Here is a 23,985-nt window from a genome sequence, read left to right as displayed (position 1 = left end):
GCTCAGCCCAGCAGCCGGGTCTGGGCCGAGGCCCGCACGGGGCGCGAGCGCCGCAGGTCGGCGGTGACGCACACCCGCTTGAGCCAGCGGTCGGTACCGTCGTAGCGGGCCCGGAACGGCGGACGGCCGTGCACCGCCCGGTGGTTGTCGATGAAGAGCACGTCGCCCTGGTCGGCGACGACCTCCCGCATGTCGGCGTCCACCACCTTGAACAGCGCGTCGTAGGCCCGCCGGGCGTCGGCGTCGTCCTCCGGTACGGAGGTGAAGTACGGATCGAGCCGCATGTACGGGTCCTGCCGCGAGCCGTAGAGCAGCGGGCCGAGCGGCCGTTCGTCGATCATTCGCTGGATGGTGGCGAACCGGGCCGCCTCCTCCTCGGAGGTGATGGTGTTGTTCTTCGGCAGGTGCGACTCGTCCGGCGCGATGAAGAAGCGGGACTCGAAGAGGACGTCGATGTCCTCGTCGGACAGCGAGGACAGGTCCAGCTCGCCGATCGTGGTGGGCACGTGATCGGGGTTGCGCAGCGCGCCCAGGATCAGGTAGTCGCTGCGGTACGGGTGGAACGCGTCCTCGGTGTGCCAGGTCAGCAGCTCCTTACTGCCCATGCCGAGCTGGTCGTTCTCGTGCTGGCGGATGGGGAAGATGTCGTGCACGAGGTGGCCGTCCTGCTGCGTGGCCCAGCCGAAGGGCTCACCCAGCACCGCCGAGTACAGCATCAGCAGCAGCTCCTCGGGGAACTCCGGACCGGGCCGGTGGCGGCCGCGCCAGTGCTCGGGTGTGGGCCCGATGCGCTGCTGGTCGAAGTCGTGGCCTCGGACGATCACGTGGCCGTGGCGGTCGCCCAGCTTGAAGTCGCGCAGGAAGTGCTGCACGCCCAGCGGCAGCCGGGCCGCGAGCCGCGGCAGGTCGCGCAGGAGGCCGGGGTCGCCGAAGGACGGGTAGGCGGCGGCCAGTTCGCGGGTGAGCGCCGCGGTGGCGGTGGACTCGTCGGGGGAGAGGGTGTAGCTGCGTGTGGACCGGTCGGTGAGGTTCGACATTGCCAACTCTCGCTGAGTGGTCGGGGATGGTTACCGCTCGCGGGCGGCCGGAGCCGGCCCGCGGGCCCTCGGGTGGTGCGGGGTGACGCGATGGTCGGTGGGACGCGATGGTCGGTGCGAGGCGCGGGGCGGTTGCCCGTGCGCCGCGGCTGATCGTGGCCGGACGGCCTGTCGGGGCCGGGGCCTGCCGGTGCCAGGTGGCTTTCCGCGGCCTTCCGCTGCCGGGTTGTCTCGGGTCGGGTGGTCTCAGGTGCCGGCCGGCCTACCGGTGCCCGCCGGCGCCGTGCGTTCCAGCGGCCTGGTGGTGTCCGGCGGCCACCTGTGGCCCTGTCGTCGGGGTGGTCGCGGTGGTCGCGAGCGCTGCGGACAGCAGCCGGGGGGTGGGGCACCGGAGCAGGGCGCTCGCCCGCAGGCCGGCCGCCGCGGGGAGGGACTCGCGCAGTCGCGCGAGCAGGCGCATGGCGAGCAGGGACTGCCCGCCATGCTCGAAGAAGTCGTCGTCGGGACCGAGTTCCGGCGCGCCCAGGACCTCGCGGAAGAGGCCGAGGGCGGTGGACAGCGGTTCACCGCCGGGCGCCTGGCCGCCGAAGACCGCCGTATCCGCCGCGGCCGGACGCTCGGGGGCGGTGCGCCCGGCTCCCGAACCGGCAGCGGCCGTGCCGCCGGTCGTCGCCCAGTCGCTCAGCCGGCGCCTGTCGATCTTGCCGTGCGGGTTCTTCGGCAGGACGGACACCCGGAACACCACCCTGGGCACGGCCCAGTCGGGCAGGTCCGCCTCCAGCGGCGCCACCAGCGCGTCCCTGTCCGCGCCCGTCAGGCGCACCGCCTCGCCGGGGAGCGGGGCGTGCTCCGGGTCGGCCGGGACCGTGAACGCCCACAGGACGGTTCCGGTGCTCGGGTCGGGGAACACCACGGCCTGGTCCACCGCGGGGTTCTCGCACAGGGCGCGCTCCACCCGCGCCGGCTCCAGCCGGTGGCCGCGGATCTTGACCTGATCGTCGAGCCGCCCCAGGAAGACCAGATTGCCGTCGGCGTCGATGCGCCCCAGGTCGCCCGTCGCGTACACCCGCGCGCCGGGGACGGCGGCCACCGGGTCGGGCACGAAGCGGCGGGCGGTGGCCGCTTCGTCGCCGAGGAAGCCGCGGGCCAGCAGGGACCCGCCGATGTGGATCTCCCCGGACTCGCCCTGCGGCACCGGCCGTCCGTCGCACCGGACGCTGATCTCCACGTCCCGCAGCGGTGTGCCGAGCGGGACCTCCCCGGCGTCGGCCGGCAGCAGACCGGCGTAGAAGGTCGAGCTGACGGTGCACTCGGTGAGCCCGTAGACATGGGCGAGCCGGGCCGGCTGCCTCGCCTGCCATTCCCGGTAGGGCCGCGGGTCCATGCGTTCGCCGCCGACCACCACCAGGCGCAGTCCCGCCGGCGTGGTCAGGTCCCGCGCGTCGAGCCAGCGGGCGTACTCCAGCCAGTACTGCGTGGACAGCTCCACCACCGTGGTCCCGGTCCGGGCCATCATGGTGTGCAGCTCCTCCGCGTCCAGCGCCCGGGTGTCGGCCCTGCACACCACCGCCGCGCCGGCCACGAGGGCGGGGAACACCTCCTCGATCAGGACGTCGAAGCCCAGGGATGCCACCTGGAGCCAGCGGTCCCCGGCGGCCAGCTCCAGCCGTTCGGCGACCGCCGCGGCGAACCTGCGCAGCGAGTCCCGCTCGATGAGCGTGCCCTTGGGCTGCCCGGTGGACCCGGAGGTGAACAGCACGTACGCCACGTCGTGTGCGGCGGTCCGGGCGGGCGGCCGCGCGGTGGCGTCCTCGGCGCGTGTCGTGTCCTCGGTTCCGGTCGGCGCATCGGCCAGTACGTACGCAGCCGTGGGCGCGTGGGCGCCGTCGCCGAGCCACACCGCCGCCTCCGTGCGGCGTACCAGCGAGTCCCGCGCGGCGGCGGGCAACCGATCGTCCAGGACGGTGAACCCGGCTCCCGCCTTCAGCGCGGCGAGCATGCCCAGCACCGTGCGGCCGGGGTCGGCGAACGCCAGGCCCACCAGCCGCCCGGGGCCCGCGCCGCGCCCGGCCAGGGAGGCGGCCCAGGCATCGGTGAGCCGGTCGACCGACCGGTACGTGAGCGCCTGCCCCGGCGTCACCAGCGCGGGCGCGTCCGGGTTCCGGCGTACGCGCAGGTCCCACAAGTCCAGTACGTCGGGTGCGCCCACGGCGGTCACCGCCCCGCCCCGCGGGTGCGCAGGAACTCCGACAGCCCCGCGAGTCCGGCCCGGAAGCCCTCCTCCGGGCCGCCGAAGCCCAGCCGCGCGCCGTGCGGGGCGCCGAACGCGGTGCCCGGCACCAGGAGCGTGCGGTGGCGGGACAGGAGCTCCAGGCAGAACCGTTCCACCGCGGCCGGACCGTCCGCCGCCCGCTCCAGCTCCCGGAAGACCGGCAGCGCGCACACTCCGCCCTCCGGAGGCGTCCAGCGCACCAGGTCGTGGTGCTCGGCCATCCACTCGGTGAGGTGCGCGAGGTTGCGCCGCGCCTCCGACGCCCGCCTGCCGATCAGCACGTCGGCGTGGCGCATCGCCCGCTCGGCGATCAGCTCGACCAGCGGGGACAGGAAGAGCGTGGTGCGGTCGCGCAACGGGAAGACCGCCGTGACGAGTTCCGGTGACGCGATGGCCCAGCCCACCCGGAGCCCGGGCAGACCGAAGGTCTTGGAGAAGGTGCCGTAGGAGATCGTGTCGCCACCGATCGCGGCGGGGTCCGGGAGGACCTCCCAGCGGTGCGCGATCTCGGCGGTGGCGGCGTCCCAGACCAGCGTCGCGCCGGCGGCGGCGGTCCGCTCCATGAGTGACTTCAGGCCCGGCGGCGACAGCGTGACGCCCGAGGGGTTGTGCGGGAAGTTGACGACGACGGCCGCGGTGCCGGGGGTGACGAGACCCTCCAGCACGTCCTCGTCGATCTCGCCGTCGCGTACCGCCGGGGCCGGCAGATCGGTGACGTCGCAGCCCGCCGCCCGCGGGTAGTGGCCCAGCGAGTGGTAGATGCCCTGCTGGACGACCACCCGGTCACCGGCCCGCAGCAGGGTGCCCAGGGTGAGGGCGATGGCCTCGCTGGAGCCGTGGGTGACCAGTACCCGGTCGGCGTCGCCGCCCGCGTACCGGTCGGCGATCGCCTGCCGGATGCCGGCGCCTCCCTGGGAGACACTGTCGTCCATGAGGACGGCGTCCAGGTCCCCGACCGGGATGCCGCACAGTTCGCGTATCTCGGCGAAGGTGTACGGGTGGACGCCGCTGGAGCTGATGTCGTGGATGCCGGGGCCCAGGTGGCGGCGGTACCACTCCTCCAGCACCGGGGGGGCCTCACGCGGTGGAACGAGAGTGCTCATGGGTGTGCAACTGTCCCTTCTACCCTTGACGGGCGCCCTGGTGGGTGTTCCGCCACCACTGCTGCCCGGCGAGCGGCAGCGTGTCGATGGGGTCGTAGTAGTGGTACGAGCCGTTGCGGGCCTCCGGGTCGGCCGCCTCCAGAGGGGTGAGGAAGCTCTTGCTCCAGTGCGACATGCCGAGCACGCGGTCGTAGGAGTCGGCCTGGTCCACCCAGCGCTTGCCGGCCAGCGGCACGTCGCACACGATGCGGGGCGTGGAGAACCCGGGCAGATACCCCATGATCTGGCGCTGGATCACCTGGGCTCGGTACAACGGCACCCTCCAGTGCTCGGCGTTCGGGATCATGTCGCACATGTAGAAGTAGTACGGCGTGATCCCCGCGTGATCGATGAGCGCGAAGCACAGGTCGAGCAGGTCGTGCGCGCTGTCGTTGACGCCGCGCATCAACACGCCCTGGTTGCGCACGTCGTGCAGTCCCGCACCCAGCAGGGCCCCGGACGCCTCCGCCACCGCCGGGGTGATCTGCTGGGCGGCGTTGGCGTGGGTGTGCAGCGCGATGCGCACCCCGCGTGAGCGGGCCGTCCGCGCGACCCGTGCGACACCTTCCAGCACCGGCCCGGAGCGCCAGTGCTGGGGCAGTCCGACCAGCCCCTTGCTCGCCAGCCGGATGTCCCGTATCGAATCGATCGCCAGCAGGCCGTCGATGAAGCGCTCCAGTCGTGGCCAGGGCATGTTGGCCAGGTCGCCGCCGGAGACCACCACGTCCCGGATGCCGGGGGAGGCGCGCAGGTGCTCCAGGATGCGGCCGGCCCGGTCGGCCGGCTTCAGCTGGAGCTTGCTCTTGGCGACCTGGGGCGTGGAGTTGCCCACCAGGTCCATCCGCGTGCAGTGCCCGCAGTACTGAGGGCACGTCGACAGCAACTCCGCCAGTACCTTGGTGGGGTAGCGGTGGGTCAGCCCCTCCACCACCCACATGTCCTGCTCGTGCAGGGAGTCCCGAGAGGCCATCGGGTGCGACGGCCACTGCGGGTCGCGGTCGGAGAACACCGGCAGCATGTAGCGGCGTACCGGGTCGTCGTAGAAGGCCTTGGTGAGTTCGCCCGGCCGGGCGCCGGACGCTTCCGGGGCCATCGTGTTGACCATCTGGGGTGGCAGCAGCACCGACATGGTGGCGCGGTGCAGCCGGTCCTGCTCCCAGTCCTCGTAGAAGCGTTGGTCCAGCAGGTCGCCCATGACCGCGCGCAGGCCCTTCGCGTCCTTCACGCAATGGGCCCGCTGCCACTGGGGATCCCCCCACTCGGCGGCGGTGACGTCGCGCCACCCGGGCAGGCGCCGCCAATCCGGCTCGTCGAGCGGACGGCTGCGGTACTCGTAGACGCCTTCCAGCGCTGCTGATTCCGTCTGGCTGCGTGCTGTGTCCACCAACCCGCCACCCAATCCCATCGGTTTCGGCCGTATCGCCTGCCGCCGATCTTGCAGAGCGTGAGAGGTTGTACACGAGGGGAAGTTGTACGGGGCGCGAACGGTGAGTGCCCCTGTACAACTGCGGCCGTACGGCGCGTAGCGGCAGCCGCGGGCCGGGGTAGGAAGAGGGCGGGGAGACGGGCTCGCGAGCCGTGTGACCGGCTGCGTCCGCTGGCCTGAATCGTCGATGGACGAGTTGATGTGTATGTCACTGGCATGTACCAATGACCGCAGATCGGTGCGAAGGTCTCCCTGGCGGGAGGTTGGCAACCTTCGGCTGATCGTGCCGTCGGAACCGGACGCCGCTGACCACGGTTGTACGGCCCGCGGGACCTGTGCCTCGTCGGGACAACGGAGTACCAGGGGGAAGTATGCCCAGGCCGGAGCGGTTACTGGACCCAACTGCGGGACCACTGGAGGCGTTTGCACACGACTTGCGCGTTCTACGGAGACGGGCCGGAAACCCGTCGTACCGCACCATGGCGAAACGGGCGCACTACTCCGTGGCCACCCTCGCCGAGGCCGCACGGGGGATGCACAGACCCTCGCTGAAGGTGACCCTGGCCTATGTGGCCGCGTGCGGTGGGGACGAGGAGGTGTGGTCGCGTCGCTGGCACAGTGTCAGCAGCGAGCTGGAGGCCCGCGACGTACTGAGACAGCGGCGGCCGGGCGGAGCGGAACGGGAGTCTCATCAGGGCCCGCCGCGTGCCCTTCACCGCCCGCCCGCGCCGGGAGGCCCGGGTGGTGCCCCGGGAGGCCCGGGGCACCACCCGGTCCCGGTCCCGGTCCCGGTCCCGGACCCGGGACCGGGACGGGACGCGGTCAGGGGGACGGACCACGCCCCGCACCGCGGCCCCGGTCGTGGCCCGGACCGGCCCGCGGACCGAGCACTGGACCGGGCGACGGACCGCGTCGCCGGCCGCGCCCCAAACCGGAGAACGGAACGTGCTTCGGACCGGACAACGGAACGTGCTTCGGACCGGACAACGGAACGTGCTTCGGACCGGACAACGGAACGAACTCCGGACCGGACAACGGACCGTGGTACGGAAAACCACCGCGACCGTGCCGCCGATCGTGCCCCGGGTTGGGGCACGGGGCGCGGCCCTGACCCCGGTTGGCGGGATCACGGCGCCCCGGCGCCCGGCGGCTCCGCACCTGGTTGGGCCGCCGGTGCCCTGACCTGCGACGAACGGGTCGAACTGCACAGGTTGCGCGGCGAGGTCGAGGAGCTGCGGCGCGCGAACGAGGTACTGAAGGCGGCCTCCGCCATCTTCGCCGCCGATCTCCGCACAACGTCGAAGGTCGTGTACAACTCCCCGGGTCGACAAGATCGGTCCACGTGACCGGTTGCACCCCGCGCCCACGAGGCGCGGGGTGCACCGCGTGATCCCGACCGACCATTGGGGACTGACCATGCGTGTGCTCGGAGTCAACGGCTGGCCCGGGGCCAGCCACGATGGTGCCGCCTGCCTCGTCGTGGACGGGGAAGTCGTAGCCCTCGCCGAGGAGGAACGCTTCACCCGGAACAAGCACGCCTACGGAGAGGCGCCCCTCAACGCCGCCGCGCACTGCCTCGCGGAGGGCGGCTGCACCCTGGACGACATCGACGTCGTCGCCCACGGATGGGACCTGCCCAGGCTCTTCGGCGACCGCGGTCTGGACTGGTTCGCCGACGACGCCGACGCACTGGAACACCTGTTGCCCAAGGCGCTGTTCCCGCGCTCCCGCGACCCGCGCCTGACATTCGTCAACCACCACGTCGCCCACGCCGCCAGCGCATACCACCTCTCCGGGCGGGACCGCGGCGCGATCCTGGTCCTGGACGGGCAGGGCGAGGACGTGAGCACCACGCTCGCCGTCGGCATCGACGGCGAGATCAAGACCCTGCGCAGCCAGACGCCCGGCTGGTCACTGGGCTACTTCTACGCGGCGGTCTGCGAGTACGCCGGCCTCGGCGCCGACGCCGCGGGCAAGATGATGGGCCTGGCCTCGTACGGCACCCCTCAGGACCTGACCTTCGGCGGCGCCCTCGACTTCACGGACGAGGACTTCACCGTCCACGTCGTGCCGCCCGACCTGCGTTCCACCGGCAGCACCGACGAGGAGACGGCCACCATACGGCACTGGCTGCGGCACCTGGAGAATGTGCTGCCGGACGCCCCCAACCGCTCCGCCCACCGCTTCGACCCCCGAGTGGGGCGCTACACCAAGGTCACCGACCGGGACCCGTTCGAGTACCGCGACATCGCGGCCACCGCCCAGGCGGCCCTCGAGCGCGCGGTCACGGCGCTCGTCCGCGGCCTGCTCCGGGAGAGCGGCGAGACCACCCTGCTCGTCGCGGGCGGCGTCGGCTTCAACGCAACGCTCAACGGCAAGCTCATGCGCATGCCCGAGGTTCAGGACCTCTTTGTCCAGCCCCTCGCCGGCGACCAGGGCGTTTCGCTGGGCGCGGCGGTCTGGTGCGCGGCCCGGGAGGGCGACCGTGTCCGGCCCATGGAGGGCTCGGTGGCCTGGGGCCCGCAGTGGGACGCCGACGCGCTCCGGCGCCTCCTGGAAGCGTCCGGCACCTCCTACACCGAGCCGGCGGACATCGCCGCCGCGACCGCGGACGTCCTGGCCGCCGGCGGTGTCGCCGGCTGGTTCCAGGGCAGGGCCGAGGGCGGCCCCCGTGCCCTCGGCCACCGCAGCATGGTGGCCGTGCCGAACCCGGACGGGACCCGCGACCGGGTGAACGTGCGCATCAAGGACCGTGAGGCGTGGCGGCCGTTCGCCCCGAGCATGCAGGAGGAGGTGGCCGAGGCACTCATCGGTACGACGACCCCGCTCCCGTACATGATCGTCACCACTCCGGTCACCGAGGCCGGCGCCGCCGTCATGCCTGCCGTGGTCCACAGCGACCGCACCACGCGGCCGCAGACCGTCTCCGCCGAGGTCGATCCCCTCTACCACCGGCTCATCGGCGAGGTCGGCGAGCACACCGGCACCCCGGTGGTCCTGAACACCTCCTTCAACGGGCGCGACGAACCGGTGGTCTGCAGCCCGCGCGACGCCCTCGCCACCTTCCACCGGCTGCCGATGGACGCGCTGGCCCTCGGGCCGTTCCTGGTGCGCCGTCCCGACGGCTCCGTCGGCGAGGCCGGCACATGACCGCCCCCACCCGCCCAGGCCCCACCGGCACGGACATGGAGTCGCCCGCGCCCCCCGGCCCGGCCGCGGGCACCGACGCCGCCGACCACCCGGTCACCGACCACACGGACGCAGGCGTCCCGGACGCCGGTCCCGGTGCCGGTCCCGGTGCGGGCCCCGGTCCGGTCTCCCCGGCCGTCGAGGTGATACGGGCCCGGCTGGAGGCCTGGCTCGGCGACACCGTGCTCACACCGGAGGCCGACCTGTCGGCCCCACTGCTCGACCTGGGAGTGGACTCCCTCGACCTCATCCGCACCGCCCGCCGCGTCGAGGCCGCCTTCGGCGTACGAGTTCAGCTGCGGGAGCTGGCCGTCCCGACGATGACCACCGCCCGCCTGGCCGCGCTCGTCGCCGAACGCGCTGCCCGGCGGCACACCGCCGACACGGCACCGCCCGGCGCGGCCCACGGCCCGGTCGCCCTCACTCCACCACAGGAGCAAGCCTGGGAGGAGCAGAGCGGCGACCGGGGCCACTGGAACCAGGCCCTGCTCTTCATCACCCGGCCGGGGCTCGACGGAGAGCTGTTCGCCGAAGCCGTGCGCCGCCTGGTCGCCGGACACGCCTCGCTACGCCTCACCGTCGTGGCTCCGCCTGCGCGGAGGCCGCGCCAGCAGGTGGCCGCCGTCGCGCCGGACGGCCCGCCCGGCGCCGCCCTGGGCCCGGTGCTGGACACGGTCGACATCTCCGAACTCGCCGACGCCGACCTGCCGGCCGCGATCACCCTGCGCTGCGCGGTCGAACAGCGCGCCCTCGACCCAGGGACCGGCCCGGTGGCCCGGTTCGTCCGCTTCGACGCGGGCCCGGCCCGGCCGGGGCGGCTGCTGATCGTCGTCCACCAGCTCGCGTTCGACATGGTCTCCTGGTCCGTCCTCCTGGAGGACCTGGAGGAGCTGTACACGGCGCTGGAAGCCGGCCGTACCGACGCCCGGTGCGCCGAGGGCACGTCGTACCCCGAATGGGCCCGGGCGCTCACCGAGCACGCCCGTACGCCCGAGGCCGAGGCAGAGGCCCAGTGGTGGACGGACGTGGTCCGTACCCCCGCGACCGTGCCCCTGGACCACGCCGTCGCCGACCCCCGGGCCGTGAACACCGCCCGCACCGCCGCCACGTACCGGGAGGACTTCCCACCGGAACTCACCGCCCGCCTCCACGCGGCGGCCCGCGCCCACCGTGCCCACCCGGGGGACCTGGTCCTCCACGCCCTGGGCGAGGCGCTGGCCGGGTGGCTCGAGGAGCCGGCCGTCCGGATGGACGTCCTGCGGCACGGTCGCGAGGAGGCCGTCGGCGACTCGCACCTCGCCCGTACGACCGGCTGGTTCACCACCACCGTGCCCGTCCGCCTGGACCTCTCACCCGGCACCGCGGGCGAACGGCTCGCCCGGACCGTCGGCCACCTCGCGGCCCTGCCCGGCGGGGGAGTGGGGTTCGGCGTGCTCAGCCGCCATGGCCGGCCCCGCATCGCGGCCGCCCTGCGCGCCGCCCCGCCCAGCGACGTCTCCTTCGACTTCGAGGGCGACGACGCCGACGCACTGCCGCTGCGCACCCTGCTGCCGGACGTGGCACCGGAGTCCGTCGGCGACATCACCGCCCCGCTCTGGACACGGCCCCACCTCATCGAGGTGATCGCCACGACCGACGACGACGTGCTGCGCGCCGAATGGTGGTACTCCACGGCCCTGCACGACGAGGCGACCGTGCACGGCCTCGCCGCCCGCCACCGTGCCGCCCTCACCGCTCTGCTCGACGCGGTGGGACGCGGGGCGGCGGAGCCCGGCGAGGCCGGGGCGGCGAACAGCTGACCACCCCTCGGACGGACTAGAGAAGAAGACACCTGCCATGACCCTGCCCAGCGTGCTCGATCCCTTCTTCGCCATCGCTCGCTCGCACCCCGAGCGGCCGGCGGTCATCGACAACGGAATGACCGTCGGATACGGACAACTGGCCTCCTGGGCAGGAATGGTGGCCGACCTCGTCACCACCCGCACACCGGGACCGCACCCGCCCGTGGCCGTCGTCGCCCACCACAGCGTCCGGGACATCGCCTCGATACTCGGCATCCTCGCGGCCGGCCGTGGCTACGTGGCGGTGCCCGGCGAGGACGCCGGCCGAGCGGACGACGCCCTGCGCGCCCTCGGCTCCCGGGAGCTGATGGCCACCGCCGACACCGGCCCGCTTCCCGCCGTCGACCGCGTCCTGCGCCCCCGCTGGAGCCCCTCCCGGGCCCCGGTCCGGCACGGCGGCCGGCCGGTGGAGGACGCCGACCCCGCCTACGTGCTGTTCACCTCGGGCTCGACCGGCGCCCCCAAGGCCGTGGCGGTGCCCCACCGCGCCCTGCACGCCGTACTGCCCCACCTGATCGAGCGGTACGGGGTCGGTCCGGGCACGGTGTCGCTCAACTTCACCCGCGTGGACGGTGACACCAGCCTGGAGGAGATCCTGCCGCCGCTGCTGACGGGCGGCCTGGTCGTCCTGGACGGGGACGCCGAGGCGGACCTCGACCGGGTCCTCACCGAGCACGAGGTCACCCTGGTCAACCTGCCCGTCGACTACTGGCACGTCCACACCGGCCACCTGCTGGAGACCGGCCGGAAGCTCCCCGGCAGCGTCGAGACCGTGGTCATCGGCGGTGAGGCGGTACGCCCGGGCATGCTGGAGCGCTGGCACCGCCTCGGCGCGGACGGCGTCCAGCTGCTCAACACCTACGGCTCCACCGAGACCGCCCTCGTGACCCACAGCGCCGTCCTCGCCGGCCCGGGGGCCGAAGCCGCCGGCACCGAGCACCGGGACACCGAACCGCCGGTCGGCGGTCGCCCGTTCACCGAGGGCGTCCCGATCGGCCGCCCGCTGCCGTCCGTACGGCAGGCGGTGGTGCCCCGCCCGGACGATCCCGACGGCCCCGGCGAACTGTTCGTCGCCGGCCACCAGTTGGCCACCGGCTATCTCGACGACCCGGCTCGTACCGCCGCCCGCTTCGTCGAGGCGGACCTCGGCGGCGGCCCGGCCCGCTGGTACCGCACCGGCGACCTGGTCCACGAGGCCGCCGACGGCAACCTGGTCTTCCACGGCCGTGTCGACCACCAGGTCAAGATCCGCGGCCACCGCGTGGACCTGCTGGACGTCGAGGAGGCCATCGGCCGGCTCCCCGGTGTGACCGCGGTCGCCGCCGCGCCCCACAGCAAGGGCGAACACACCGTCCTGGTCGTCTTCGTGGTTCTCGCCCCCGCCCCCGCCGCGTCCCCCGACGACGGCCCCGCACCCGGCGCCACAGCCCTCGTCACCGAAGGCACCGCCGCCCCCGACCCCGCCGCGCTGCGCGCACGGCTGCGCGCCACAGTGCCGCACCACCTCGTCCCCGACCGGATCGTCGCGGTGCCCGAGCTGGCGCACACCCGCACCGGAAAGGTCGACCGCGCGGCCACCCGGGACCGGTACCTGTGACCAATCGGCTCTTCGACGCGTCGGTGGCGCCCGCAGCCGTACCCGAGGCGGACACCCGCGGTCCCTGGTCCTACCTGTGGTGGCTGGTGCGCATCCGGCCGTGGCCGCTGCTCCTCAGCGCCGTGCTCGGCACCGTCTGGATGGTGCCCCTCGCGCTGGTCCCGCTCGTCATCGGGCGGGCCATCGACGAGGCGGGCCGGGGCGCCGGCCAGGGCGGCCTGTACCTGTGGTCGCTGACGGCACTGGCCCTCGGCGTCCTCCAGGCACTCGCCGGCGCCGGGCTCATCCAGGCCGCCGTGAGCGCCGAGGCGCACGCCCTGTCGTACACCCACCGCGTGCTGGTGCGCCACGTGGTCCGACTGGGCGCGACCCTGCGCGGCAAGGCCCGCTCCGGCGACGTGGCCGCCTCGGCCGCCGCCGACGTCGAAAGCATCGGCAACGCCTTCGAGGTCGTCGGGCGCACCATCGGCGCGGTGTTCGCCGCCGTCCTCGTGGCCGTGGCCCTCACCACGACCTCGCCCGTCCTCGGGCTCGCCGTACTCATCGGTGTCCCCGCGGCCGTCCTCGGCATCGGACCGCTGCTGCGGCCCCTCCAGGAACGCGACGAGGCCCAGCGCGAGCACATGGGGGTCGCCACCTCGCAGGCCGGGGACATCGTCGCCGGCCTGCGGATCCTGCGCGGCATCGGCGGCGAGGCCGGCTTCGCCGAACGCTTCCGCCACACCAGTCAGGAGGTGCGGCGCGCCGGTGAGTCGGCCGGCCGGATGGAGGCGTGGCTGCAGGCCGCGGGTGTCCTCCTGCCCGGACTCGTCACCGTCGGCATCGTCTGGCTCGGTGCGCGCCTCGCACTCGAGGGCACCATCACCGTCGGTGAACTGGTCGCGTTCTACGGGGCCTCCGCCTTCCTCACGCTGCCGGTGAGCACCGCGACCGAGGCCGCGGAGACGATGAGCCTGGCCAAGGTCGCCGCCGGCCGGGTCTGCACCCTGCTGAGCCTCACCCCGGCCGTCACCCGGCCCATCCACCCCGAGCCGCTGCCGCCCGGGCCGCTGGCGCTGGCCGACCCGCACACCGGCGTCACCGCCGAGGCGGGCCGGCTCACCGTGGTCACCGCTCCCGCGGACCGCACCGGGGACCTCGCCGACCGGCTCGTCTTTCCTGCCGGCTCCGGGGACGGCACCCCGGCCGTCCTGCTCGGCGGTGTGCCCCTCAGCCGGGTCGACCCGGCCGAACTGCGCTCCCGGGTCCTGCGGTCGGGGCCCGCCGACGCCCTGTTCAGCGGCACGCTCCGAGAGGAGCTGACCGCCCGGACCGCCCGCTCCCCGGGAGAGCTGGACCGCGCCCTGTACGCCGCCGACGCCGCCGACGTGGTCGAGGCCCTGCCCGCGGGGCTGGACACCCGGGTGGACGAGGGCGGCCGGACGTTCTCCGGTGGCCAGCGCCAGCGCCTCGTCCTCGCGCGCGCCCTGCTCGCGGTCCCCGACGTCCTGGTGCTGGAGGACCCGACCTCCTCCGTCGACGCCCACACCGAGGCCCGGGTGGTCGAGCGGGTGGCCGCGCTGCGCGCGGGGCGGACCACCGTCGTGTTCAGCGACAGCCCGCTGTGGCACGGCGTCGCCGACCGAGAGATCCGCCTCGACGCGGACCGAGTCCCCGGCAGTACCGACCGCTCCGCAGGAGTGCCCTCGTGACGACTCCCCCCGCTCACCCCACCGCCCCGGCCACCGGCCCCGCCGACGCGCCCGGCCCCGCCGACGCGCCCGGCCCCGCCGACGCGCCCGGCCCCGCCGACGCGCCCGGCCCCGCCGACGCGCCCGGCCCCGCCGACGTGCCCGGCCCCACCGCCCCGGCCACCGGCCCCGCCGACGCGCCCGACCCCGCCGACGCGCCCGACCCTGCCGACGCGCCCGGCCCCGCCGACGTGCCCGGCCCCGCCGACGTGCCCGGCCACGTCGGGGAGCCCGGCGCCACCGGCGAGCCCGGCGCAGCCCGCCACCCGGGGCGCCTGCCCCTCGCCGACCGGGCCGACGTCCGCACCTGGGTCGGCGCGTTCCTCCGCGGCGAGGCCGCCCGGCTGCTCCTCACCTTCGCGCTGTTCGCCGCCGCCCTGGTGGCGGGCCTCGTCGGGCCCCGGCTCCTCGGCCACCTGGTCGAGTCCGTCAAGGCGGGCACCACCACCGGGCGGGTCGACGTGCTGGCCCTGGCCTTCGTCGCGATCCTGTTCTGCCACGCGCTCCTCGCCCGCGCCGCCCGTACCCAGGCCACCCTGCTCGGCGAGCGAGTCCTGGCCCGTACGCGGGAGAACTTCGTCCGCCGGGTCCTGCGGCTGCCGCTGTCGGAGGTGGAGAGCGTCGGCACCGGCGACCTGCTCAGCCGGGCCACCACCGACGCCGACCGGCTCAACGAGAGCATCCGGCAGGCCGTCCCGCGCATCGCCCTGGCCGCCGTCACCCTGGTGTTCACCGCCGCGGCGATCCTGCTGACCGCGCCCCTGCTCGCGCTGGGGCTGCTGGCCGGGGTGCCGTTCGCCGTCCTGTCGACCTGGTGGTACCGGCCGCGCGCCACCCGCGCCTACGAGCGGCTGCTCGCCCAGGAGGCCGACGTCCTCGCCGTCACGCACGAGACCGCCCGGGGCGCCGCCACCGTCGAGGCCCTCGGACTCGGCCCCCGCCAGGTGCGGCGCCACGACGCGGCCGTCGACCAGGTGGTACGCACCCGGCAGCGAACGACCTGGCTGCAGACCATCTGGTTCCCCAGCCTGGACCTCGCCACGATGGTGCCCATGGCGCTGACCCTGTTGATCGGCGGGCTCGCCTACCAGCGCGGCGCGGTGGGACTGGGCGCGCTCACCGCCGTCGTGCTGTACGTGCAGGCCCTCGGCGAGCCTCTCAACGACCTGCTCACCTGGACCGACGAACTGCAGATCGGCAACGCGGCCCTCCGCCGGATCCTCGGCGTGGACCGGCTCCCGCACGAGAAGCCCCGGCCGCCGGCGGCCACCGACGGCCACACCATCCGGCTGGAGGGCGTCGGCTTCGGCTACGACCCCGGCCGCGAGGTTCTGTCCGGCATCGACCTCGACATCGTCCCCGGCGAGCGCCTGGTCGTGGTCGGCGCCTCGGGTGCGGGCAAGTCCACCCTGGGCAAGCTGCTGGCCGGCGTGCACCACCCGACGCGCGGCACCGTACGCATCGGCGGCGCCGACGTCGCCGACCTGCCGGTGGGCCAACTGCGACGCCAGATCGTCCTGGTCACTCAGGAGCAGCACGTCTTCACCGGCACCGTACGGGACAACCTCACGCTGGCCCGCGAGGAGGCCCCGCCGGACGAGCGGCTGTGGGAGGCCCTGGACACCGTCCTGCTGACGGACTGGGCACGCGCCCTCCCCGACGGCCTCGACAGCGAGATCGGCCCCGGTGCCGCACCCGTGTCCCCGTCGGCCGCCCAGCAACTGGCCCTGGCCCGGCTGCTGCTGTCCGACCCGCACGCGCTGGTCCTGGACGAGGCCACGGCCCTCCTGGACTCCACCGCCTCTCGCCGCGTCGAACGCTCACTCGCGGCGCTGATCGAGGGCCGCACGGTGATCTCCATCGTGCACCGCCTGCACTCGGTCCGCGACGCCGACCGCATCGCGGTCATGGACCGCGGCCGGATCGTCGAACTCGGCAGCCACGACCGGCTCCTGGCGACGGACGGCGCCTACGCATCCCTCTGGCACTCCTGGCAGACCACCCACTCCGACACCCTCGACCCCGCCCCGTCCCCGAGCACGACCCCAGGTGAGGAGGGACGCCGGTCCGGAGGGCCGGGTACCGCCGGCTGACGCCGGGTCGCGTGCCGACGACGAACGCATGTGGCTGGAGAAGGCCGCCGCGAAGCGGTGGACCGCGGGTTCGGAGGCGGCGGGGCGGGCGAACCGGCCCAGCGCGGCGCTGATGCCCGCCGCGACCACGCCAAGGACGAAGTTGCGTACGTCGTCGGTCATGGGCGCGCACGCCAGCGGGCATCGGCGTACCGGTGTTCGAGAGGCCGGGGCGAACGCGCTCCTGACGCGACCATGTCGATCAACTAAGCTGCCCGAACGGCCCTTCCCTGGAGGTGCGGATGCGTCGCCCTGTCGCACGGAAACTGACGGTCCTGGCGGTCTCGGCCGCCGTGGTGTCGGTGGGGGCGGCGGCGCCACCCACCGCCCAGAGCAGACCCGCCGCGCCGAAGACCCCGGTCGCCGTCGGCTACGGCGGCGCGGTCGCCAGCGTCGACCCGGACGCCTCCGCCGCCGGCATCGAGATACTGCGCAAGGGCGGCAACGCCGTCGACGCGGCCGTGGCCACCGCGGCCGCCCTGGGTGTCACCGAGCCCTACTCCGCCGGCATCGGCGGAGGCGGCTACTTCGTCTACTACGACGCCAAGTCCCGCACGGTGCGCACCATCGACGGCCGTGAGACCGCGCCGCTGACCGCCGACGAGAACCTCTTCACGGCGGACGGCGCGCCGGTCCCGTTCGCCGAAGCCGTCAGCAGCGGCCTCGCCGTCGGCACCCCGGGCACACCCGCCACCTGGCAGACCGCTCTCGACAAGTGGGGCAGCCGCAAGCTCGGCTCCGTGCTGCGGCCCGCCGAGCACCTGGCCCGGCACGGCTTCACCGTCGACGACACCTTCCGCTCCCAGACCGCCGCCAACGAGCAGCGTTTCCGCTACTTCCCGGACACCGCCGAGCTGTTCCTGCCGGGCGGTGAACTGCCGGTCGTCGGCTCCACGTTCAAGAACCCGGACCTGGCGCGCACGTACAAGGAGCTGGCCCGCGAGGGCGTCGGCGCGATCTACCACGGCGAACTCGGTGAGGACATCGTCGCCACCGTCAACGAGCCCCCCGTCGACCCGGACTCCGGCTGGAACGCCCGCCCCGGCGACCTGTCCGCGAAGGACCTCGCGGCCTACGAGACCAAGCTCCAGGCGCCGACCAGGACCTCGTACCGCGGCCTGAACGTCTACTCCATCGCGCCCTCCTCCTCCGGCGGCACCACGGTCGGCGAGGCCCTCAACATCCTGGAACGGACCGACCTCTCCAAGGCGAGCAAGGCCCGCTACCTGCACCGCTTCATCGAAGCGAGCCGCATCGCCTTCGCCGACCGGGGACGCTGGGTCGGCGACCCGGCCTTCGAGGACGTACCGAAGAGGGAACTGCTGTCCCAGCGGTACGCCGACTCGCGCGAGTGCCTGATCAAGGACGACGCGGCGCTCACCAGCCCCCTCGCTCCGGGCAACCCGCGGCATCCCGCCCCCTGCGCGGCCGGCGGCACGGCCGCGCCGACGACGTACGAGGGGGAGAACACCACGCACCTGACGGCGGCCGACAAGTGGGGGAACGTCGTCGCCTACACGCTCACCATCGAGCAGACCGGCGGCAGCGGCATCACCGTGCCCGACCGCGGCTTCCTGCTCAACAACGAGCTGACGGACTTCTCCTTCGCCCCGGCCAACCCGGCCGTCCACGACCCGAACCTGCCGGGCCCCGGCAAGCGGCCGCGGTCGTCGATCGCGCCGACGATCGTGCTGGACCAGCACCACAAGCCGGTCGTCGCGGTCGGTTCACCCGGCGGCGCCACCATCATCACCACCGTGCTCCAGACACTCACCGGCGTCATCGACCGCGGTCTCCCGCTCGTCGACGCGATCGCCGCCCCGCGCGCCAGCCAGCGCAACGCCGCCCAGACCGAACTCGAACCCGGTCTCCACGACAGCGGCGTGCGGGAAGAGCTGGAGGCCCTCGGGCACTCCTTCAAGCGCAACCCCGAGATCGGCGCGGCGACCGGCGTGCAGCGGCTGCCGGACGGCAAGTGGCTGGCCGCCGCCGAGAAGGAACGGCGCGGCGGCGGCTCGGCGATGGTCGTCGAGCCGGTGCGCTAAGGGGTGTCGTTCGGATCAGCCGGCTCCGGGCAACGGTGCGCTGCGGCTGACCCGAGCGGGGTCTGGTGCGTGCGGCTGCAAGGCGGAGGAAGGCGGGGCGGAGCCCTGGCAGCCGACGACAACGCCGCGGATGTGCGTGCCGGACCCCGCGACCGAGGCAGGATCCGAACGGCACCCCCGGGGCCTCACAGTTCGGGGAAGGGCTGCTGCGGCGTCCGGAACGCCAGCCGTCCGTCCTCGACGTCGACCGTCACCCGGCCGCCCTCCGCGATGCGGCCGTCCAGCAGCAGGCGGGACAGTTCGTTGTCGACCTCGCGCTGGATGGTGCGGCGCAGCGGACGGGCGCCGTACTCGGGCTGGTAGCCGCGTTCGGCGAGCCAGTCCACGGCCGCGTCGGTGAAGTCGGCGGTGATGCCCTGCGCGTGCACCATCCGGCGGGTCTGCTCGAGGAGCAGGCTGGTGATCTGCCGCAGCTGCTCGCCGCTGAGCTGGCGGAAGACGACGATCTCGTCGATGCGGTTGAGGAACTCGGGCCGGAAGTGCTCGCGCAGCGGGCGCAGCACCTGCTCGCGCCGGGCCTCCTCGTCCGCCTCCGCGCCACCGGCGCCGAAGCCGATGCCCGCGCCGCGCCGGGTGATCACGTCGGAGCCCAGGTTGCTGGTCATCACGACGACCGTGTTGGTGAAGTCCACCGTACGGCCCTGGGAGTCGGTCAGGCGCCCGTCGTCGAGCACCTGGAGGAGGACGTTGAAGACGTCCGGGTGCGCCTTCTCCACCTCGTCCAGCAGGAGCAGCGAGTACGGGTGACGGCGCACCACCTCGGTGAGCTGACCGGCCTCCTCGTGCCCGACGTAACCGGGCGGGGCGCCGACCAGGCGGCTGACCGTGTGGCGCTCCTGGTACTCGCTCATGTCGAGCCGCACCATCCGGTCCTCGCTGCCGAACAGCGCCTCCGCCAGCGCCCGTGCCAGTTCGGTCTTGCCGACGCCGGTCGGGCCGAGGAAGAGGAAGCTGCCGATGGGCCGGCCGGGGCTGGAGAGTCCGGCGCGGGAGCGGAGTACGGCGTCGGATACGACCCGTACGGCCTCGTCCTGGCCGACGACCCGTTCGTGCAGGTGGGACTCCAGGCCCAGCAGGCGGTCCTTCTCCTCCTGGGTGAGGCTGCTGACCGGGATGCCGGTCTGCCGGGACACCACTTCGGCGATTGACTCGGTGCCGACCACCAGGTTCAGGCCCTCGTCGGCCTCGTCACCGCCGTCGGCCTCGGTGATCCGCTGCTTCAGCTCGGTGATCCGGTCCCGCAGCTGCATGGCCTGCTCGTACTGCTCGTCCGTGACCGCCTGGTCCTTGTCCCGGATCAGCTGGTCGACCTCGCGCTCCATGGCGCGTACGTCCGTGCCCTTGGTGCGGGCCCGCAGCCGCACCCGGGCGCCGGCCTGGTCGATCAGGTCGATGGCCTTGTCCGGCAGCCTGCGGTCGGTGAGGTAGCGGTCGGACATCTCCACGGCCGCCACCAGCGCCTCGTCGGTGTAGCGGACCTGGTGGTGGGCCTCGTAGCGGTCGCGCAGGCCGCGCAGGATCTCGATCGCGTCCGCGGTGGTGGGTTCGGGCACCAGGATCGGCTGGAAGCGGCGGGCGAGCGCCGCGTCCTTCTCGATCCTGCGGTACTCCTCCAGCGTGGTGGCGCCCACGATGTGCAGCTCGCCGCGGGCCAGGGCCGGCTTGAGGATGTTCCCGGCGTCCATCGAGCCGCTCTCACCGCCACCGCCCGCGCCGACGACGGTGTGCAGCTCGTCGATGAAGATGATCAGCTGGTCGGAGTGGGCGCGGATCTCGCCCACGATGTTGTTCATCCGCTCCTCGAAGTCGCCCCGGTAGCGGGTGCCGGCGACCACGCCGGTCAGGTCCAGCGCGACCAACCGGCGTCCGACCAGGATGTCGGGCACGTCGCCGTCGGTGATGCGCTGGGCCAGCCCCTCCACGACGGCGGTCTTGCCGACGCCGGCGTCACCGATCAGCACCGGGTTGTTCTTGCCGCGGCGGGAGAGCACCTCCACGGTCTGCTCGATCTCCTCCTCACGCCCGATCACCGGGTCGATCCGGCCCTGCTGGGCCAGGTCGGTGAGGTCGCGGCCGTACTTGTCCAGGGTCGGCGTGTTCGTGGACCGCGGCCCCTCCGCGCGGCCCTTCGCGGCGTCCGGCGACTCCGTCGGCAGACCCGAGGGTGCGAACCGGGCCGCGTTCAGGATGTGCCCGGCGGCCGAGTCGGGGTTGGCGGCGAGGGCGCTGAGCACGTGCTCCGGGCCGATGTACCCGGTGCCGGTCGACCGGGCCAGCTCGTGCGCGTCCAGCAGGGCGCGCTTGACGGCCGGGGTCAGGGAGAGCGACGTCGGCGGCGGGACCTCGCCCGGCGGGTGCTGCACCGGGCCGGTCCGCTCGTCGATCTGCGACGCCATCGCGTCGGGGTCGGCACCGGCCCGGCTGAGCAGGCCCCGGGTCGGCTCGCTGGCGAGCGCGGCCCGCAACAGGTGCTCGGTGTCCAGGTCCCGGCTGCCGTGCTCCGCGGCGTACTGGGCCGCGCCCCGCACCAGTTCCCGGGCGGGCTGGCTGAGCAGCCGCCCGATGTCGATCTGCCTCGGCCTGGGCCCGCCGAAGAAGCGTGCCAGGAATTCCGCGAACGGGTCACCCTCCGGGCCCATGAAGCCGCTGCTCATCGTTTCCGGTCCTCCGCTGCTTCGCTGATCGACGTGCCGGGGCCGGGTAACCCGGGCGGGGTGCGCTCATGCCCAACATGACACGTTCTGTTCCTGCGGGCATGTGCGGCGACCCCGGCCCCCGGACCGCCTCAGAGGCCGTCCCGCGAGGTCAGGACGCGCGGACCGGCCTCCGTGATCGCCACCGTGTGCTCCACGTGCGCCGCCCGGGAGCCGTCGTTCGTGCGCAGGGTCCAGCCGTCCGGCGCGCAGTGGTAGTCGTCCCGGCCGCCGCCGATCAGCATGGGTTCGATGGCGATGACCATGCCGTGGCGCAGGGGCAGTCCGCGTCCCGGCCGGCCCTCGTTGGGGACCCCGGGGTCCTCGTGCATGTGCCGGCCGATGCCGTGGCCGCCGAAGTCCTCCATGATCCCGTAGCCGGCCGTCCGGCACACCGAGCCGATGGCGTGCGCGATGTCGCCGATGCGGTTGCCGACGACGGCCGCGTCGATGCCCGCCGCGAGGGCCCGCTCCGCGGACTCGATCAGCGTCACGTCCGCCGCCCGCGGGGTGCCCACGGTGAAGCTGACCGCCGAGTCGCCGGCCCAGCCCCCCAGGATCGCGCCGCAGTCGATGGAGACGAGGTCGCCGTCGCGCAACCGGCAGCCGTCCGGGATGCCGTGCACGATCGCGTCGTTCACGGAGGCGCAGATGACGGCCGGGAAGGGCGTCGGGGCGAAGGAGGGCCGGTAGCCGAGGAACGGTGACTCCGCCCCCGCCTCCCGCAGCACCTCGTGCGCGACCGCGTCCAGCTCCAGCAGGGTCACCCCCACGTCCGCGGCCTGCCGCACAGCGGTCAGGGCGCGTGCGACGACCTGGCCGGCCTCGTGCATGGCATCGATCGACGTGTCTGTCTTCAGTTCCACCATGCCAATTACTATACCGGTATTTGAATTGGTCTCGACTCGCCCCGGTCCGGTACGGGAAGCCGGTATTAGAATGACGGCATGGTACGCACCCCCCTGACCCCCGAAGAGCGTGAACGCGGCGAGCGGCTCGGACGGCTGCTGCGTGCCGCCCGCGGCGACCGGAGTATGACGGCGGTCGCGGCCGAGGCGGGCGTCTCCGCCGAGACCCTGCGCAAGATCGAGACCGGTCGCGCGCCGACCCCGGCGTTCTTCACGGTGGCCGCGCTGGCCCGTGCGCTGGGGCTGTCCATGGACGAGCTGGCGGGACTGTGCGCACTGGCGCCGGTGTGAGGGTGGTGTGACGACACTCCCCGAAAACTCTTCGTAGCGGCGTCGTAACACGGCTGGTGTTCCCTACGTGACCGATGGACCGGATGGACCGGGCCGGAGTCCTCCAGTGGGGCGGGAGCCGAGCGATGGCCGTGGAACAACTGCCGGGTCGGGTGCGGCGGTTCGCCCGCTACCTGACCGACCTGCTGACGCACCTGGACCAGGAGGGCGGCTGGTGCGGGGTGTTCTGGCAGCGCGACCCCGACGGCATGCGGGCCTGTCTCGAAGGACGCGAGGTGCCGCCCTGGGACGTGATGGAGGCTCTGCTCCAGGACTTCGCCGGCCGGTACGGCGCCCCCGCCGCCACGGCGGAGACGGACCGGGCCCGTGCCCTCCACGCCGCCGCGCTCACCGCGTACGACTCCCTCCCCGGCGCCCGGGACGCCCTCGGCGACCGGCTCGACGTGATGCTCCGCGAGCAGCGGTACGCCGCCGACCGCCAAGCGGAACTGGGCCGCCTGCTCGCCTCGGCCACCGACCGGCAGGCGGCCGACGCCCTCCGCCTCGACCTGGCCTGGGCCCGCGACGACCACGCCCGGGCAACGGCCCGGTGCGCCGAGATCCGGGCCCGGACGGCGGAGCTGGACCGCCGCACGGAGGCCGTCCGCCCGGGAGAGGCCGAGGACGGCACCGCGATCCGCGCGGGCGTTCCCGAGGAGCTTGCCGGGCACGCGGCGGAGGGGCGAGAGCGCGGGGCGGCCGGTGTCGAGGGGGAGGGGCGAGAGCGCCGGGTGTCAGGGCCGGTGCGCGGGGCGGCCGGTGCCGAGGGCGCGGCGTCACGCGGACGCCGTCGGGGCGGCGCGCGTTTCGCCGGGGCCTTCGACGAGGACGCGGTCCCTGCCTCCGTAGCGCCGGACGGCGTACCGAGCCCCCTTGCCGCACCGGCGGACGCACGCACCCCGCGCGGCGCGCGTTTCGCCGGCACGGCGGGAAACGCGCAGACCGCTGAGCAGCCGGCACCACCGCCCGGGCCGCCGGCCACGGCGGCGGACGGGGCAGTGGCCGGCCGCCTCGTCGAGGCGCTGACGCGGCTGCGTGCCGAGGGGCGCAGTGGGGAGGCGCACGCCCTGCTGGCCGAGGCCGCGCACGGGCCCGCCGCCCGTTTCCCGCTGCTCGCCGCACGGCTGGAACAGGCCGGACTCGGCGCCGACTGGACGACCCTGCTGTGGGAGACCGCTTCCCTGCCCGCCGAGAGCCTGGTCGCCGCCGCCGACGCGCTGGCCGCGGCCGGACGCGGGGCCGACGGGGAGATGATCCTGCGGCAGGGCGTGGCACGTCCCGCCGCCGAGATCGGCGCGGCCGTCCTCGGCCTGGTCGCCGCGGGCCGGCACCGCGAGGGCCGCGCGCTCCTCGATGCCTGCGTCCGCGCCCGCACCCCGGAAGAGGCGGCCCGCAGCGCCGAACCCGCCCCGCCGGTCCTCGTGCCGCTGCTGCTGGCGGCGGCCCATGAAGTCTCCGACGAACGCCACTGGGACCTCGTCCACGCCCTGCGCGTCGCCGGATTCGCCACCTGAAGCCCGACTCAGCCACCCCACCAGCCCGACCACTCACCCACAGGAGTGCGAATCACGATCGACACCACG

14 protein-coding genes are annotated in these 23,985 nt (G+C 74.0%); 8 read left to right on the top strand and 6 right to left on the bottom strand.

Annotation, left to right across the window (positions count from 1 at the left end; genetic code table 11):
- Nucleotides 1-2: 2 nt before the first annotated feature.
- The 4 genes from vioC to ACIQ1J_RS33545 form a co-directional block, all read right to left on the bottom strand.
- Nucleotides 3-1,037 (bottom strand): arginine beta-hydroxylase, Fe(II)/alpha-ketoglutarate-dependent, encoded by a 1,035-nt coding sequence (vioC, locus tag ACIQ1J_RS33560; RefSeq protein WP_210961566.1) that lies wholly within the window; start codon nucleotides 1,035-1,037, stop codon nucleotides 3-5.
- Between the two features lie 262 nt (nucleotides 1,038-1,299).
- A complete protein-coding gene (locus ACIQ1J_RS33555) occupies nucleotides 1,300-3,246 on the bottom strand; it encodes an amino acid adenylation domain-containing protein (RefSeq protein ID WP_403562895.1) in 1,947 nt (648 codons plus the stop codon).
- Between the two features lie 5 nt (nucleotides 3,247-3,251).
- A complete protein-coding gene (gene vioD / locus ACIQ1J_RS33550; RefSeq protein WP_403562893.1) occupies nucleotides 3,252-4,412 on the bottom strand; it encodes a capreomycidine synthase in 1,161 nt (386 codons plus the stop codon).
- Between the two features lie 19 nt (nucleotides 4,413-4,431).
- Nucleotides 4,432-5,835, bottom strand: a complete 1,404-nt coding sequence (locus ACIQ1J_RS33545; protein WP_403562891.1) for a KamA family radical SAM protein — start codon at nucleotides 5,833-5,835, stop codon at nucleotides 4,432-4,434.
- A 1,458-nt stretch (nucleotides 5,836-7,293) separates the two neighbouring features.
- Between ACIQ1J_RS33545 and ACIQ1J_RS33540 the strand changes: the two genes are divergently transcribed.
- The 6 genes from ACIQ1J_RS33540 (at nucleotide 7,294) to ggt (ending at nucleotide 18,411) form a co-directional block, all read left to right on the top strand.
- Nucleotides 7,294-9,027, top strand: a complete 1,734-nt coding sequence (locus tag ACIQ1J_RS33540) for a carbamoyltransferase (protein ID WP_403562889.1) — start codon at nucleotides 7,294-7,296, stop codon at nucleotides 9,025-9,027.
- Nucleotides 9,024-10,865 (top strand): condensation domain-containing protein, encoded by a 1,842-nt coding sequence (locus ACIQ1J_RS33535; protein WP_403562887.1) that lies wholly within the window; start codon nucleotides 9,024-9,026, stop codon nucleotides 10,863-10,865. Before ACIQ1J_RS33540 ends, ACIQ1J_RS33535 begins: the two co-directional genes overlap by 4 nt.
- Before the next feature lie 37 nt (nucleotides 10,866-10,902).
- Nucleotides 10,903-12,504 (top strand): AMP-binding protein, encoded by a 1,602-nt coding sequence (locus ACIQ1J_RS33530; RefSeq protein ID WP_403562885.1) that lies wholly within the window; start codon nucleotides 10,903-10,905, stop codon nucleotides 12,502-12,504.
- Entirely contained in the window at nucleotides 12,501-14,195 is a 1,695-nt protein-coding gene (locus tag ACIQ1J_RS33525; RefSeq protein ID WP_403562883.1) for an ABC transporter transmembrane domain-containing protein, read from the top strand. Before ACIQ1J_RS33530 ends, ACIQ1J_RS33525 begins: the two co-directional genes overlap by 4 nt.
- On the top strand, nucleotides 14,192-16,327 hold the full coding sequence (locus tag ACIQ1J_RS33520; RefSeq protein WP_403562881.1) for an ABC transporter transmembrane domain-containing protein: 2,136 nt from the start codon (nucleotides 14,192-14,194) through the stop codon (nucleotides 16,325-16,327). The genes ACIQ1J_RS33525 and ACIQ1J_RS33520 overlap by 4 nt, the downstream gene beginning before the upstream one ends.
- Nucleotides 16,328-16,608: 281 nt before the next feature.
- Nucleotides 16,609-18,411, top strand: coding sequence for a gamma-glutamyltransferase (gene ggt, locus ACIQ1J_RS33515; protein WP_403562879.1), 1,803 nt, complete (start codon nucleotides 16,609-16,611; stop codon nucleotides 18,409-18,411).
- Between the two features lie 185 nt (nucleotides 18,412-18,596).
- Here the strand turns inward: ggt and ACIQ1J_RS33510 are convergent, their stop codons facing one another.
- Nucleotides 18,597-21,125 (bottom strand): ATP-dependent Clp protease ATP-binding subunit, encoded by a 2,529-nt coding sequence (locus tag ACIQ1J_RS33510; protein ID WP_403562877.1) that lies wholly within the window; start codon nucleotides 21,123-21,125, stop codon nucleotides 18,597-18,599.
- 131 nt (nucleotides 21,126-21,256) lie between these two features.
- Nucleotides 21,257-22,033 carry a type I methionyl aminopeptidase gene (gene map, locus ACIQ1J_RS33505; protein WP_403562875.1) on the bottom strand — a complete coding sequence of 259 codons (777 nt, stop codon included), beginning with the start codon at nucleotides 22,031-22,033 and terminating at the stop codon, nucleotides 21,257-21,259.
- Nucleotides 22,034-22,111: 78 nt separating this feature from the next.
- Here map and ACIQ1J_RS33500 point away from each other — a divergent pair, with 78 nt between their 5' ends.
- Both ACIQ1J_RS33500 and ACIQ1J_RS33495 read left to right on the top strand, forming a co-directional pair.
- Complete coding sequence (locus tag ACIQ1J_RS33500; protein ID WP_210961557.1) at nucleotides 22,112-22,363, top strand: helix-turn-helix domain-containing protein; 252 nt, start codon at nucleotides 22,112-22,114, stop codon at nucleotides 22,361-22,363.
- Between the two features lie 125 nt (nucleotides 22,364-22,488).
- Nucleotides 22,489-23,916 (top strand): hypothetical protein, encoded by a 1,428-nt coding sequence (locus ACIQ1J_RS33495; protein WP_403562873.1) that lies wholly within the window; start codon nucleotides 22,489-22,491, stop codon nucleotides 23,914-23,916.
- The last annotated feature ends 69 nt before the right edge of the window (nucleotides 23,917-23,985 follow it).

It is taken from the genome of Streptomyces sp. NPDC097107 (assembly GCF_044762405.1).
Lineage (GTDB): Bacteria > Actinomycetota > Actinomycetes > Streptomycetales > Streptomycetaceae > Streptomyces > Streptomyces thinghirensis.
Note: the sequence above shows the minus strand (reverse complement) of the source record. Positions and strands in the feature narration are given on the sequence as shown.

What these genes read in the sequence shown, in the direction of transcription:
- vioC (WP_210961566.1), bottom strand. Translation starts at nt 1,037, where the DNA reads ATGTCGAACCTCACCGACCGGTCCACACGCAGCTACACCCTCTCCCCC.
- vioD (WP_403562893.1), bottom strand. Translation starts at nt 4,412, where the DNA reads ATGAGCACTCTCGTTCCACCGCGTGAGGCCCCCCCGGTGCTGGAGGAG.
- ACIQ1J_RS33540 (WP_403562889.1), top strand. Translation starts at nt 7,294, where the DNA reads ATGCGTGTGCTCGGAGTCAACGGCTGGCCCGGGGCCAGCCACGATGGT.
- ACIQ1J_RS33535 (WP_403562887.1), top strand. Translation starts at nt 9,024, where the DNA reads ATGACCGCCCCCACCCGCCCAGGCCCCACCGGCACGGACATGGAGTCG.
- ACIQ1J_RS33530 (WP_403562885.1), top strand. Translation starts at nt 10,903, where the DNA reads ATGACCCTGCCCAGCGTGCTCGATCCCTTCTTCGCCATCGCTCGCTCG.
- ggt (WP_403562879.1), top strand. Translation starts at nt 16,609, where the DNA reads ATGCGTCGCCCTGTCGCACGGAAACTGACGGTCCTGGCGGTCTCGGCC.
- ACIQ1J_RS33510 (WP_403562877.1), bottom strand. Translation starts at nt 21,125, where the DNA reads ATGAGCAGCGGCTTCATGGGCCCGGAGGGTGACCCGTTCGCGGAATTC.
- map (WP_403562875.1), bottom strand. Translation starts at nt 22,033, where the DNA reads ATGGTGGAACTGAAGACAGACACGTCGATCGATGCCATGCACGAGGCC.
- ACIQ1J_RS33500 (WP_210961557.1), top strand. Translation starts at nt 22,112, where the DNA reads ATGGTACGCACCCCCCTGACCCCCGAAGAGCGTGAACGCGGCGAGCGG.
- ACIQ1J_RS33495 (WP_403562873.1), top strand. Translation starts at nt 22,489, where the DNA reads ATGGCCGTGGAACAACTGCCGGGTCGGGTGCGGCGGTTCGCCCGCTAC.